General features: G+C 75.6%; 10 protein-coding genes and 1 tRNA gene. 6 read left to right on the top strand and 5 right to left on the bottom strand.

Annotation, left to right across the window (positions count from 1 at the left end; genetic code table 11):
• Window positions 1–89 precede the first annotated feature (89 nt).
• Window positions 90–163: transfer RNA gene (locus tag BI06_RS34375), tRNA-Lys, on the top strand.
• A 90-nt stretch (window positions 164–253) separates the two neighbouring features.
• Here the strand turns inward: BI06_RS34375 and hemC are convergent.
• Together hemC and BI06_RS34365 are read right to left on the bottom strand one after the other, a co-directional pair.
• The gene (gene hemC, locus BI06_RS34370; RefSeq protein WP_030394148.1) at window positions 254–1,189 is read right to left on the bottom strand and encodes a hydroxymethylbilane synthase; all 936 of its coding nucleotides are present in this window, start codon (window positions 1,187–1,189) and stop codon (window positions 254–256) included.
• A gap of 42 nt (window positions 1,190–1,231) precedes the next feature.
• Entirely contained in the window at window positions 1,232–1,963 is a 732-nt protein-coding gene (locus BI06_RS34365; protein ID WP_051742564.1) for a DUF2306 domain-containing protein, read from the bottom strand.
• Window positions 1,964–2,353: 390 nt separating this feature from the next.
• Between BI06_RS34365 and BI06_RS34360 the strand changes: the two genes are divergently transcribed.
• Together BI06_RS34360 and BI06_RS34355 are read left to right on the top strand one after the other, a co-directional pair.
• Window positions 2,354–3,508: a sensor histidine kinase gene (locus BI06_RS34360; protein WP_051742563.1), complete on the top strand. Its 1,155-nt coding sequence runs from the start codon at window positions 2,354–2,356 to the stop codon at window positions 3,506–3,508.
• Complete coding sequence (locus BI06_RS34355; protein WP_051742562.1) at window positions 3,505–4,224, top strand: response regulator transcription factor; 720 nt, start codon at window positions 3,505–3,507, stop codon at window positions 4,222–4,224. The genes BI06_RS34360 and BI06_RS34355 overlap by 4 nt, the downstream gene beginning before the upstream one ends.
• A gap of 90 nt (window positions 4,225–4,314) precedes the next feature.
• Here the strand turns inward: BI06_RS34355 and BI06_RS34350 are convergent, their stop codons facing one another.
• Window positions 4,315–4,758 (bottom strand): MarR family winged helix-turn-helix transcriptional regulator, encoded by a 444-nt coding sequence (locus tag BI06_RS34350; RefSeq protein WP_233290403.1) that lies wholly within the window; start codon window positions 4,756–4,758, stop codon window positions 4,315–4,317.
• A gap of 119 nt (window positions 4,759–4,877) precedes the next feature.
• On the opposite strand from BI06_RS34350, the gene BI06_RS34345 reads away from it, so the two are divergent.
• Window positions 4,878–5,729, top strand: coding sequence for an alpha/beta fold hydrolase (locus BI06_RS34345; RefSeq protein WP_233290402.1), 852 nt, complete (start codon window positions 4,878–4,880; stop codon window positions 5,727–5,729).
• 50 nt (window positions 5,730–5,779) lie between these two features.
• On the opposite strand, the gene BI06_RS34340 is transcribed toward BI06_RS34345, so the two are convergent.
• The gene (locus BI06_RS34340) at window positions 5,780–7,015 is read right to left on the bottom strand and encodes an MFS transporter (protein ID WP_107113464.1); all 1,236 of its coding nucleotides are present in this window, start codon (window positions 7,013–7,015) and stop codon (window positions 5,780–5,782) included.
• 65 nt (window positions 7,016–7,080) lie between these two features.
• On the opposite strand from BI06_RS34340, the gene BI06_RS34335 reads away from it, so the two are divergent.
• A complete protein-coding gene (locus tag BI06_RS34335) occupies window positions 7,081–7,443 on the top strand; it encodes a MerR family transcriptional regulator (protein ID WP_030394155.1) in 363 nt (120 codons plus the stop codon).
• 104 nt (window positions 7,444–7,547) lie between these two features.
• On the opposite strand, the gene BI06_RS34330 is transcribed toward BI06_RS34335, so the two are convergent.
• A complete protein-coding gene (locus BI06_RS34330) occupies window positions 7,548–9,245 on the bottom strand; it encodes a chitinase (protein ID WP_051742561.1) in 1,698 nt (565 codons plus the stop codon).
• A gap of 302 nt (window positions 9,246–9,547) precedes the next feature.
• Between BI06_RS34330 and BI06_RS34325 the strand changes: the two genes are divergently transcribed.
• Window positions 9,548–12,775 (top strand): S41 family peptidase, encoded by a 3,228-nt coding sequence (locus BI06_RS34325; protein ID WP_043474840.1) that lies wholly within the window; start codon window positions 9,548–9,550, stop codon window positions 12,773–12,775.
• The last annotated feature ends 35 nt before the right edge of the window (window positions 12,776–12,810 follow it).

Below are 12,810 nucleotides of genomic sequence, written 5' to 3'. Positions count from 1 at the left end.
GGCACGGCGGTCCGGACCGCCGGAGGGGTGCGGTCCGGACCGATTGTGTGTTTCCGCCGCTGACCAGGTAATGTTTCTCCCGTCAGCAGGCGCCGCTAGCTCAGTTGGTTAGAGCAGCTGACTCTTAATCAGCGGGTCCGGGGTTCGAGTCCCTGGCGGCGCACAGACGGTCGAAGGCCCCCTCGCAGCAGCGAGGGGGCCTTCGGCGTTCCCGCGCACCCCTCGGCCGGAGCCGGGGGACCGGGCCACCGCGTCAGTGCGGGATCGCGGCGATCAGCTCGGAGGCGCCCTGCCGCTTGAGGGCCAGGGCGGTCGCGGTGCCGAGGTCCTCCGGGCTCAGCGAGCCCGCCCACTCGTGGGCGTCCAGGACCTGCTTGCCGTCCGGGGTGAAGACCCGGCCGCGCAGCGAGAGGCGACCGTCCTCCTCGGCCTTGGCCCAGCCGGCGATCGGCGAGTTGCAGTGGCCCTGGAGCACGTGCAGGAACATCCGCTCGGCGCTCGCCTCGCGCCAGGTCGCGTGGTCGCCGAGGCCGGACACGGCGTCGATGGTGGCGGCGTCGTCGGCGCGGCACTGCAGGGCGAGGATCCCGGCGCCGATCGGCGGGCACATCACCTCGACCGGCAGCACCTCGCTGATCCGCGCGGTCTCGCCGATCCGCTCCAGTCCGGAGAGGGCGAGCAGCAGGGCGTCCGCCTCCCCCGCCGCCAGCTTGGCCAGCCGGCTGTTGGCGTTGCCGCGGATCGGCACGTACTCCAGGTGCGGGTGGGAGGCCGAGAGCTGGGCCCGCCGGCGGACCGAGGAGGTGCCGATCCGGGTGCCGGGCGGCAGCTCGTCCAGGGTCAGTCCGCCGGGGTGGACCAGCGCGTCCCGGATGTCGTCGCGGCGCAGGTGGGCCGCGAACACGGTGCCGGCCGGCAGCGGGCGGTCGGCCGGCACGTCCTTGAGGCAGTGGACCGCGAGGTCCGCCTCACCGGCGAGCAGCGCGGCGTCCACCTCCTTGGTGAACGCGCCCTTGCCGCCGAGCCGGGCCAGGTCGCCCATCCAGCGGTCGCCGGAGGTGGTCACCGGGACCACCTCGGTGCGCACCCCCGGGTGCAGGGCGGCGAGTTCGGCCCTGACCCGCTCGACCTGGGCGAGCGCCATCGGCGAGGAGCGGGACACGATCCGGATCAACTCTGCGGTGGTCATTGCTGGATGATAGGTCGTCAGCGCGCCCGCCCCGGAATCGGGTCACCCGGCCGGCGGTGCCGCCGGAACGCGGCCGGTGCGGGCGGGCGGGGGCAGTCCCGGGAGTCGGGCTATCAGGTGCTCGGCCACCACCAGGTTGATCAGCCAGCAGGTCCAGGCGGCGGTCGCGTAGGCCTGTTCGAACGGGACGCCCGCGAGGTCCATCACCGGCAGCCAGATCCGCAGCGTCGCGGCGGCCATGATCAGCGCGAAGGAACGGATCGCCCAGGCGCGGTGCCGGAGGATGTCGCGGCGCCGGCCGGCCCGCCAGGCCAGGGCCGAGGAGAGCAGCAGCAGGACGGCCAGCCCGGTGAAGCCGATCGGCGCGACCGGGCCGACCAGGCCCCTGGGCGCCATCAGCAGGCCGCCGGTGCCGGCGGCCAGGACGGCGAGCAGGTAGAGCCGGCCGGTCAGCCGGTGCAGTCCGGGGCGGCGGGCGCGCAGCCGGGGCAGGAACTGCCACGGGCCGAGCAGGATCGCCAGCACGCCGCCGCCCACGTGCAGCACGAGCGAGCCCCGGTGGGCCAGGTAGACGGCGCGCTGCTGGTCGAGGAAGACCTCCGGGTCGAGGGTCAGGTAGCGGGCGGTGAACAGGGCCGTGAGGAAGGCGAGCGCGGTGACCGTCCACCAGCCCGCCCGGCGGGCGGAGCCGGTGTTCGGCACGGCGGCGGTGTTCGGAGCGGCGGCGGTGTCGGGGGCGGCGGCGGTCGGGACGCGGGGGTCCGGAGCGTTCATGGCCCGGACGCTACGGACCGGGCCCGCCCGGCCGCGTCCGCCCGCCGGGGTCCGCCGGCCTGCCCCTCGCGGGCGGCCGGGCACCCCGGGCGGGGGTGGCGGGCGGGCTTCCACCCCCGGTCGGGCGGGTCCCGAATACCCCACCAGGGCGATGCGCGGGGCCGACGGCCGCCGTTACCGTACGGCCCGGCGCCCGCACCACCGCGCGGCGGCCACTCCCCGCGAATCCCCCGATTCCCCCGATTCCCCCGAACCGGAGCCGCCATGAGCCCGCCGCCCCGCACCCGGGCGATCCGGACCGCACCGGTCCCCTCGGCCCCCTCGGTCCTCTCTGCCCCCTCTGCTCCCCCTGCTCCCGACGGGCCCGGGTCCTGGTCGGCCGGAGCCCGGGTGGCGCGGAGCCTGCGGGCGGTCCGGGCGGTGCCGGGCGGGCACTGGGACCTCGTCCTGGCCGGCGGGTTCCTACTGCTGATGGCCGTCGAACGGACCGGCGCGGCCGACGAGTTGCACGGCGGCCTGCTCGTGGCGCTGGCCCTGAGCGCGGCGGTGGCCGCCCCACTGGCGGTCCGCCGGACCAGGCCGCTGGCCGGCTACCTGGTCGGCGCGGCCGCGCTGTCGGTGGAGGCGCTGTTCGTGCTGCCGAGCCCGGTCTCCCCGTACGCCGACCTGGTCGGCCTGTACTCGCTCGGCCTGTACGCGCCCCGGCGGCGGGCCTGGTTCGGGCCGTTCGCCGCCCTGCTCGGGATGGCCGCCTACTTCGCCGACCTCGGGCACGACTATCCGGTGATCCCGGCCGGGGTGCTCTTCCTGTGGCTGCTCGGCTGGGCGTTCGGCTACGGCACCGCGCGGCGGACCGAGGAACGGGAGGCCGCCCGCCGGCGGCTGCGCCGCGAGGTGGTCACCGAGGAGCGCGCCCGGCTGGCCCGCGAGCTGCACGACTCCGTCGGGCACACCCTCAACGTGGTGCTGGTCCAGGCCGGGGCCGCCCGCAGGCTGCTCGACCGCGACCCCGAACGCACCCGGGAGCTGCTCTCCGGGATGGAGCACACCGGACGGGACGCGCTCGACGACCTCGACCGGGTGCTCGGCCTGCTGCGGCGCGACGGCGAGTACGGCGAGTACGGCGACGACGGCGAGGGGGCGGCCCCGCAGCCGGGCCTCGCCGACCTGGAGCGGCTGGCCGGGCGGCTCGGCCGAGCAGGGCCGAGGGTGCGGGTGCGGATCGACCCGGCGGCCCGGCGGGTGCCGCGCAGTCTGGACGTGTCGGCCTACCGGATCGTCCAGGAGGCGCTCACCAACACCGTCAAGCACTCGGGCCCCCGGACCGTCGAGGTCACCGTCCGCTGCGCCGGCGGGCGGCTCGCCGTCGAGGTGTGCGACGACGGGCGGGGCGCCCCGGCCGGGTACACGCCCGGCCGGGGGCTGCTGGGCGTGGCCGAGCGGGTGTCGATGCTCGGCGGCCGGGTGGAGCACGGGCCGATCGGCTCCGATGGGTCCGCCCGACCGGGCGGGTTCCGGCTGCGCGCCGAACTGCCGGTCCCGTGACGGCCGCCGACGGACCGGGCGGACCCGGCGTCAAGAAGGTGCGGGTCGTGGTCGCGGACGACGACGCGCTGCTGCGGGCCGGGGTCTCGCTGGTGCTGGAGACGGACGACCGGATCGAGGTGGTCGGCCAGGCCGCCGACGGGCTGGCCGCAGTCGGCCTCTGCCGCGCGCTGCTGCCGGACGTGGTGCTGATGGACGTCCGGATGCCCGGGGTCGACGGGGTGGAGGCGACCCGGCGGATCGTCGCCGCCGGCCTGCCCACCCGGGTGCTGGTGCTGACCACCTTCCACCACGACGACTACGTGTGGGGCGCGCTGCGTGCCGGGGCGGCCGGCTTCCTGCTGAAGCGAGCCTCGGCCGAACGGCTCGTCGACGCGGTGCACACGCTGGCCGGGGGCGAGTCCGTGCTGGACCCGGCGGTCACCCGGGACCTGGTCGCCCAGGTGGTCGGCCGGGGCGTCGAACGCCCCCCGCCGGAGCCGGAGGACACCCGGCTCGCTCAGCTGACGGCGCGGGAGCGGGAGGTCCTGCGGCTGGCCGCCGAGGGGCGTTCCAACCAGGAGATCGCGGCGCTGCTGGTGCTCGCCGAGTCGACGGTGAAGACCCATATGAAGCGGATCCTGGCGAAGATCGACGCCCGGGACCGCGCCCAGGCGGTGGCCATCTCCTACCGCGGCGGCCTGATGCCGCACCGGGGTCCGGCGGGCGGGTACTGAACGGGCCCTGGGGCTCCTGCGGCCGCGCGCTCCGGCCGGCACCGGGCGGTCGGGGCCCCGCTCCGGCCCCCGCTCCGGCACGGACCCGCGTCAGCCCTGTTCCGACGGGGCGGCGAGCTGGGCCGACGCACGGCCGAGCAGCTCGATCAGCCGCTCCCGCTCCTCCGGGCTGAAGCCGTCGGCGATCCGCCGCTCGACGGCGACGGCCTCCACGTCGGCCAGCGCGAGCAGTCGGCGGCCCTCGTCGGTGAGGTGCACCTCGGTCACCTTGCGGTGCCAGGGATGCGGCCGGCGGACGACCAGGTCCTTGGCCTCCAGGTTGGCGAGCACGGTGGCCACGGTCTGCGGGGTGACCAGGCAGGCACGGGCGAGCGCGGCCGCGGAGAGTCCGGGCCGGTCGGCGAGCGTGTACAGCGCGGCGTACTGCGGGACCGTCAGCCCGAACGGGCGGAGCGCCGCGTGCTTGGCGGCCATCAGCTCCTGCTCCACCCGCTTGATGTGCAGTCCGAGGCGTTCGGTGACCGGCATCTCCATGCGCGCCATCGTACGCCGGAGGATCGAACCCTGATGAATGACAGAGTTCTGCTATATGACAGAGCTCTGCTACCTTGATGCCCCGTCACCCGGTCCCGCACCACTCTCGGAGGCACTCCTTGGTCCGCACCGAACCCGTCCGCACCGCCCCCGTCCGCACCGAACTGGCCCGCATCGCCCCGGCCCGCGCCGAACCGCTCGACCGCACCGTCGCGGGGACCGGCCCGGGCCTGGTCCTGCTCCACGGCACCGGCGCCGACGCGGTCTCGAACTGGGGACCTCTCGTCGATGCCGCGCGCGACCGCTACACCGTCGTCGCCCCCAACCTGCCCGGCGCCGGCGCCACCCCGGTCGACCTCGGGCCGATCGACCTCGACGCCCTCGCCGACCGGGTCCTCGCCACCGCCCGGAACGCCGGACTGGAACGGTTCCACCTGGTCGGCCACTCGCTGGGCGCGGTCGTCGCCACCTCCGTGGCCGCCCGGCACCCGGCCGCCGTGACCTCGCTCGCCCTGCACGCCGGGTGGGTCAGGAGCGCCCCGCGCGAGGCGTTCATGTTCGACCTGTGGGCGCGGCTGCTGCGCACCGACCCGGCCCTGCTGGCCCGGCAGCTGATCCTCACCGCGATGGGGCCCGGCCTCCTCGGCGCTCTGGACGACGCGGGGTTCGCCGAGCTGGCCGCGGGGTTCGCGGCCATGCTCGACGACCGCATCCTCGGGCAACTGGAGCTCGACGCCCGGGTCGACCTGCGGGACGCCGTCGGCCGGGTCGTCGCGCCCGCGCTGGTCCTGGCGAGCGCGGACGACCAGGTCGTCCCGCCCCACCACCAGCGCGAACTCGCCGGGGCCCTGCGCGGGGCCGAGTACCTGGAGGTGCCCGGCGGCCACGGCCTGCCGTTCGAGGACCCGGCGCGCTTCTTCGCGATCGTCACCGAGTACGTGGACCGGCAGCAGGCCCGGGCTCGCGGCTGAAGGCCGGGCCCGGACCGGGGACCTGCCGTCCGGGCGGGAGACGGCGCCGCTCAGCCGGCGGGGCCGGGGCGGCGGGCCGGGAAGCCGTGGGTGCGGGCGGCCAGCACCACCGCGAGCACGGCCAGCAGCAGGAGCAGCACCGCCCACGGGAAGGAGCCCGCGCCGAGCCCGTCCAGCAGCAGGCCGCCGGCCACGCCCCCGCCGGCCATCGCCGCGTTCCACAGGGTGACCAGCACCGTCTGCGCGGCGTCCGCCTGCTCGCCGCCCGCCTCGCCGACGGCGGTCTGCAGCAGGGTGGGCATGCCGCCCCAGCCGAGTCCCCACAGCGCGGCGGCCGCGTACACCGCGAGGGTGCTGCCGGTGGCCAGGCCGAGCACGGCGGCCGCGGCGGCGATCAGCAGGGTGGCGCCGACGGAGAGCGCGCGCAGCCGGCGGTGGATGTGCGCGCCGGTGAACCAGATGCTCAGCAGCGAGGCCGCGCCGAAGGCCAGCAGCACCGCGTCGGTGGCGCCGCCCATGCCGCGCCGGTCGAGGAAGGGCGCGATGTAGGTGTAGAGGACGGTGTGGGCGAGGACGACCACGACGGTCACGGCGAGCACCGGGGTCACCCCGGGGACAGTGAGGGAGCGCAGGACCGGGGTCCGTTCGCCGCGGGCCCGGCCGGGCACCTCGGGGACGGCCGCGGCGATCCAGCCGGTCACGCCGACCGCGACCCCGGTCATCAGCAGGAACGGCACCGTCCAGTCGAGCGCCTCGCCGAGGAAGGTCCCGGCGGGCACGCCCAGCGACAGGGCGAGCGGCACCCCGGTCATCGCGACGGCGATCGCCTGGCCCTGGAGCTCGGGCGGCGCGAGCAGCCGGGCGTACCCGGCGAGCAGGGCCCAGGCGAGGCCGGCGGCGACCCCGGCGAGGAAGCGGGCGGCCATCGTGAGCGGGTAGCTGGTGGACAGCGCGGTGACGGTGTTGGCGGCGGCGAAGCCGACCATCGCGGTGAGCAGCAGGCGCCGGCGGCCCCAGCCGGCGGTGGCCGCGGTGAGCGGGACGGCGGTGAGGGCGGTGCCGACGGCGTAGACGGTGACGGCCTGGCCCGCGGCGGACTCGCCGACGCCGAGGTCGGCGCTCATCGCGGGCAGCACGCCGGCCGGCAGGGTCTCGGTGAGGGCGGTGACGAAGACGGCGGTGGCGAGGGCCAGCAGGGCGGGCAGCGGCAGGGCCGCCGGGGCCGTGGCGGTGGGCGGGGTGGTGGCTGAGGCGTTCCGGACGGTCGTCCGTGGCGTGGTCGGCATGCCGGTTATGCTCGAACCCTCACATTGATGTGAGGGTCAACGCGACCGGCTGTGAGGTGGGGCACATGCGGATCGGCGAGCTGTCCGAGCGGACCGGGGCGTCCCGGCGGCTGCTGCGGTACTACGAGGAGCAGGGGCTGATCGTGGCCGGGCGCTGCGCCAACGGCTACCGCTCCTACGACGAGCCGACGGTGGACCGGGTGCTGCAGGTCCGGGGGCTGCTGGACGCGGGACTGCCGACCAGGATCATCAAACAGATCCTGCCCTGTCTCGACAAGCCCCGCACCATCCACTTCGAGCACGCCACCCCGGAGATGATCGCCACCCTGGAGCGGGAGTTGTCCGGGATGAGCGAGCGGATCTCCTGTCTGACCCGCAACCGGGACGCGATCGCGGAGTACCTGGAGGCGGTCCGGGTGGACCGCTGAGCGGCGGGTGCGTCCGACCCACCGCCGCCCAGCGGTCGTTCCGGTGCGGCCCCCGCCGACCGCGGTCGGGCCGCGGTCGGCGGGCTGCCGTCAGCTGTCAGCCGTCAGCGGCGGAAGTAGGAGTCGAAGTTCTTCGAGAACTCCCGGCCGCCGAACTGGTCCCAGTTGATGGACCAGGTCATCAGACCGCGCAGGCCGGGCTGGGCGCCCGCCTTGGGGACGTAGCTCCCGCAGTTGGCGAGCTTGGTGAGGCAGTCCAGCGCCTTGTTGACCTCGGCCGGGGCGACGTAGCCGTTGCCCGCGTTGGTGGTGGCCGGCATGCCGATGGCCACCTTGGAGGCGGGCAGCGCCGGGAACACGTTGTTGGTGTTGCCCGCCACCGGGAAGCCCTTGAGCAGCATGTCGGTCATCGCGACGTGGAAGTCGGCGCCGCCCATCGAGTGGTACTGGTTGTCCAGGCCCATGATGGAGCCGGAGTTGTAGTCCTGGACGTGCAGCAGGGTCAGGTCGTCGCGCAGGGCGTGGATGACCGGCAGGTAGGCGCCGGCCCTCGGGTCCTGGCCGCCCCAGGGGCCGGAACCGTAGTACTGGTAGCCGAGTTGGACGAAGAAGGTCTCCGGCGCCATGGTCAGCACGAAGTTCGGGCCGTACTTGGCCTTGAGCGTGCGGATCGCCGAGATCAGGTTGACGATGACCGGGCTGGTCGGGTTCTTGAAGTCGGTGTCGCCGGTCTGGAGCGACAGCGAGTGGCCCTCGAAGTCGATGTCCAGGCCGTCCAGGCCCCACTTGTCGATGATCGCCGAGACCGAGCTGACGAAGGTGTCCCGGGCGGCGGTGGTGGTGAGCTGCACCTGGCCGTTCTGGCCGCCGATCGAGATCAGCACCTTCTTGCCCTTGGCGCGCTTGGCCGCGATGGCGGCCTTGAAGTCGGCGTCGGACTCGACGGTCGGGCACTCGGTGGCCGGGCAGCGGTTGAACCGGATGTCGCCCGAGGTGACGGAGGTCGGCTCGCCGAAGGAGAGGTTGATGAAGTCCCACGAGTCGGGGACGTCCGCCACCTTGGTGTAGCCGGCGCCGTTGGCGAAGCTCGCGTGCAGGTAGCCGACCAGGGCCTTGGAGCCGGGCGGCGGGCTGGTCGGGGTGCCGGTGGGCGTGACGGTCGGGGTCACCGTGGGGGTGACCGTCGGCGTCACGGTCGGCGTAACCGTGGGGGTGACGGTCGGGGTGACCGTCGGGGTGGCGGTGGGCGTCGCGGTCGGGCTGGGGGCGCCGGGGCCGTCCAGCGAGACGTCGTCCGCGTAGTAGGTGCCCTGGCCGTACCAGCCGTGGGTGTAGACGGTGGCGCTGGTCTGGGTGGCGCCGGTGGTGAAGGCGACGCTGAGCTTCTGGTAGGCGCCGCCGGTGCCGGGCGTCCAGGTCGAGGTGCCGCCGTCGACACCGAGGTAGACGTACGAGCCCTTGACGTAGGCGCTGAGCGTGTAGGCGGTGTTCGGCGCGACGGTGACGGTCTGCGCACAGCGGGCGCTGTCGCCCGCCGAGGCGGCCCCGGCGAGGGCGTAGGTCCCGCCGTGGGACTGGCCGGTGACGACGCTGCCGGTGCCGCCGGAGCAGCTCCAGGGGCCGAGGGCGCCGCTCTCGAAACCGCCGTTGACCAGGAACTCCCCGGCCGAGGCGCTGGGCGCGAGGCCCAGGGTGAGGCCGACCATGGTGGCGGCGGCGACGGCCGAGGCGGTGCCGGCGGCCAGCAGGGCGCGCGGCCGGCGGCGGGCGGGCGCGGGCAGGTTGACGGTTGATCTGCGCATGTGGGGGACTCCTCGCGGAGGCGCGGGTGTGGGGGTGTACGGGCATGCCCGGTCGCGCACCGGTGGTGGGGGAACGGTGCGGCCGGGCAGGAGAGTTGGACTAGACCACTGAAGTGGATCCGGCCGTACGGTGTCAATGGTCCAGACCGGTTCCGGGCCCCGGGAGCGGCAGGTCGGGGCCGGTCCCGGGGTCCGGGAACGGCAGGCCGGGGCGGGTACCGGGGGGACTCCGGGCGGGTTCCGGGGATGTGGAACACCGGGTTCCGGTTGCCGGGCCCGAGCCCCGGCCGAAGCATGGAAGGGTGACGTCGTCCGGCTACCTCCGCCACCCCCACCTGCGCGGGGGCCTGCTGGCGTTCACCGCCGAGGACGACGTCTGGATCGCCCCGCTCGACCCCGACGCCGCCGGCACCGGCCGGGCCTGGCGGATCAGCTGCGACCGCACCCGGGTCAGCCACCCCAGGCTCTCCCCCGACGGCCGCACCCTCGCCTGGACCGGCTGGCTGAGCCTCGCCCCCGAGGTGTGGACCGCCCCCGTCGACGGCGGCGAGGCCCACCGGCTCAGCCACTGGGGCAGCCAGGACACCCGGCTGCGCGGCTGGCTGCCCGACGGCGAACTGCTCGCCGTCACCTCCTACCACGAGCCCTTCGGCCACTACACCTGGGCGCACGCCCTGCCCGCCGACGGCAGCCCCGCCCGCCGGATGCCCTGGGGACCGGTCGGCGACGCCCAGGTCGGCCCCGCCCACACCGTGCTGCTCACCGGCGCCGCCCCGCACGAACCCGCCGCCTGGAAGCGCTACCGCGGCGGCGCCACCGGCCGGCTCTGGGTCGACGGCGAACGCATCCTCGCCGACCTCCCCGGGCACCTCGCCTCCCCGATGCCCGTCACCGCCGCCGACGGCGACCGGATCGCCTTCCTCTCCGACCACGAGGGCATCGGCAACCTCTACTCCTGCCGCCCCGACGGCACCGGACTGCGCCGCCACACCGACCACGCCTCCTACTACGCCCGCGAGGCCGCCACCGACGGCACCCGGATCGTCTACCAGCACGCCGGCGACCTCTGGCTGCTGGACGGCCTCGACGCCCCCGCCCCGCGCCGGCTGCACGTCCCGCTCGGCGGCGCCCGGGCCGGCCGCCGCCCGTACCGGGTCACCGCCGCCTCCCACGTCAAGGACCTCGCCTGCGACCGCACCGGCCGGGCCGGGGTGATCACCGTCCGCGGCAGCCAGTACTGGCTCACCCACCGCGAGGGCCCGGCCCGGGCGCTCGCCGACACCCCCGGCGTCCGCACCCGGCTGCCGGTCGTGCTCGCCGGCACCGGCGAGGCCGCCTGGATCACCGACGGCGAGGGCGAGGACGCCGTCGAGATCGTGCCGCTGCCCGGCCACGAACAGGCCCCCTCGCAGCACGGCCACCGGGTGCTCGCCGCCGGGCGGCTCGGCCGCGTCCTGGAACTCAGCGCCGCCCCCGACGGCGCCCTCCTCGCCGCCACCTCCTCCGACGGGCGGCTGCTGCTGATCACCGCCGCCGACGGCACCGTCCGGGAACTCGCCGCCTCCGGCCACGGACCGGTCACCAGCGCCCGCTTCTCCCCCGACTCCCGGTGGATCGCCTGGTCCCAGCCCGCCGCCGGCCGCTCACTGCGCCGGATCCGGCTCACCCGCACCGACGCCCCCGCGCCGGTCGTCGACGTCACCGACGGCCGGTTCGAGGACGAGCAGCCCACCTTCACCCGGGACGGCCGCTACCTGGCCTTCCTCTCCTGGCGCGGCTTCGACCCCGTGCACGACGTGCACACCGGCGACCTCTCCTTCCCGCTCGGCTGCCGCCCCTACCTCGTCCCGCTCGCCGCCGGCACCCCGTCCCCGTTCGCCGCCCCCGACGAGGACCCCGCCCCGCACGGCGACGGCGGCGGCGACGGCACCGTCCACGTCGACCCCGAGGGCATCGGCGGGCGGCTGATCCAGTTCCCCGTCCTGGCCGGCAAGTACTCGGCCACCGACGCCGTCCGGGGCGGCCTGGTCTGGCTGCGCTGGCCGATCTCCGGCACCCTCGGCCAGACCTTCACCAACCCCGACGACACCTCCGGCCGCCCCTCCCTGGAGTACTACGACCTGGCCCGCGGCAGCCGCTCCACCCTCGCCGACCGGCTCGACGGCTTCGCGGTCTCCGGCGACGGCGGCTCGGTCGCCGTCTACTCGGCCGGCACCCTGCGGATCCTCCCGGTCACCGCGCCCTCCGCCGCCACCACCGTCGACCTGCGGCGGATCACCCACACCGTGCACCCGGCCGCCGAGTGGCGGCAGTCCTACGCGGAGGCCGCGCGGATCGTCCGGGACCAGTTCTGGGACGAGGGGATGTGCGGACTGGACTGGCCCGCCCTGGTCGCCCAGTACGAACCGCTGCTGGAACGGATCGCCGGCCCCGACGACTTCGCCGACCTGCTGCGCGAACTCCTCGGCGAGCTCGGCACCTCGCACGCCTACGTCACCCCCTCCCGGCGCGGCGAGGGCCCCTCCCTCGCCCAGCAGCCGGTCGGCCTGCTCGGCGCCAACGCCCACCGCTCCCCCGACGGGCACTGGCTGGTCGACCGCATCCTGCCCGGCGAGTCCTCCGACCCGCGCGCCCGCGCCCCGCTCGCCACCCACGGCGTGCACGACGGCGACGAACTGCTCGCCGTCGCCGGGCGCCCCGTCGACCCCGTCCGCGGACCGCTGCCGCTGCTCGCCGGCACCGGCGGGACCAGCGTCGAACTCACCCTGCGCCGGGGCGGCCCCGAGGGCACCGCGCGCCGGATCACGGTCACCCCGCTCACCGACGAACGGCCCATCCGCTACCAGGACTGGGTGGTCAAACGGCGCGCGCTGGTACGGGAGTTCAGCGACGGCCGGTGCGGCTACCTGCACATCCCGGACCTCGGCGGCTCCGGCTGGGCGCAGTTCAACCGGGACGTGCGGCGGGAGATGGACAAGCCCGCGCTCGTCCTGGACGTGCGCGGCAACGCCGGCGGCAACGTCTCCGAACTCGTCCTGGAGAAACTCACCCGCCGCGTCCTGGCCTGGGACTTCAGCCGCGGCCGGGAACCCGTCCGGTGGCCGCGCGACGCGCCGCGCGGGCCGGTGGTGGCACTCGCCGACGAGGCCACCAGCTCGGACGGGGACGTCGTCATCGCCGCGATCCGGCTGCTCGGGCTCGGCCCGGTGGTCGGCAACCGCACCTGGGGCGGAGTGGTCGGCATGACCGGGCGGCACCTGCTCGGCGACGGCACGCAGATCTCGGTGCCGAAGAACGCCTCCTGGTTCACCGGCGGGCTCGGCTGGTCGATCGAGAACCGGGGCGTCGAACCGGACGTGCACGTGATCCGCGCACCCAGGGACTGGGCCGCCGGGCGCTACCCGGAACTCGTCACGGCGGTGCGGCTGGCACTGGAACTGCTGGAGGACGCGCCCGCCGCGGTGCCGCCGCCCGCGGACACGCCGCGCCCGGACCTGCGGCGGCCGCCGCTACCGCCCCGGGAGCGGTGAGCGGCGGCTGTCGCGATCCAGCCGCGGATCCGGAC

The sequence above is a fragment of the Kitasatospora sp. MBT66 genome, assembly GCF_000710405.2.
Taxonomy (GTDB): Bacteria; Actinomycetota; Actinomycetes; order Streptomycetales; family Streptomycetaceae; genus Kitasatospora; species Kitasatospora purpeofusca.
This window is presented reverse-complemented; position numbering and strand designations above follow the sequence as displayed.

Excerpts from the sequence above, each read along its gene's own strand:
- BI06_RS34330 (WP_051742561.1), bottom strand. The coding sequence starts at position 9,245 with ATGCGCAGATCAACCGTCAACCTGCCCGCGCCCGCCCGCCGCCGGCCG.
- BI06_RS34350 (WP_233290403.1), bottom strand. The coding sequence starts at position 4,758 with ATGGAGATGCCGGTCACCGAACGCCTCGGACTGCACATCAAGCGGGTG.
- BI06_RS34335 (WP_030394155.1), top strand. The coding sequence starts at position 7,081 with ATGCGGATCGGCGAGCTGTCCGAGCGGACCGGGGCGTCCCGGCGGCTG.
- hemC (WP_030394148.1), bottom strand. The coding sequence starts at position 1,189 with ATGACCACCGCAGAGTTGATCCGGATCGTGTCCCGCTCCTCGCCGATG.
- BI06_RS34365 (WP_051742564.1), bottom strand. The coding sequence starts at position 1,963 with ATGAACGCTCCGGACCCCCGCGTCCCGACCGCCGCCGCCCCCGACACC.
- BI06_RS34340 (WP_107113464.1), bottom strand. The coding sequence starts at position 7,015 with ATGCCGACCACGCCACGGACGACCGTCCGGAACGCCTCAGCCACCACC.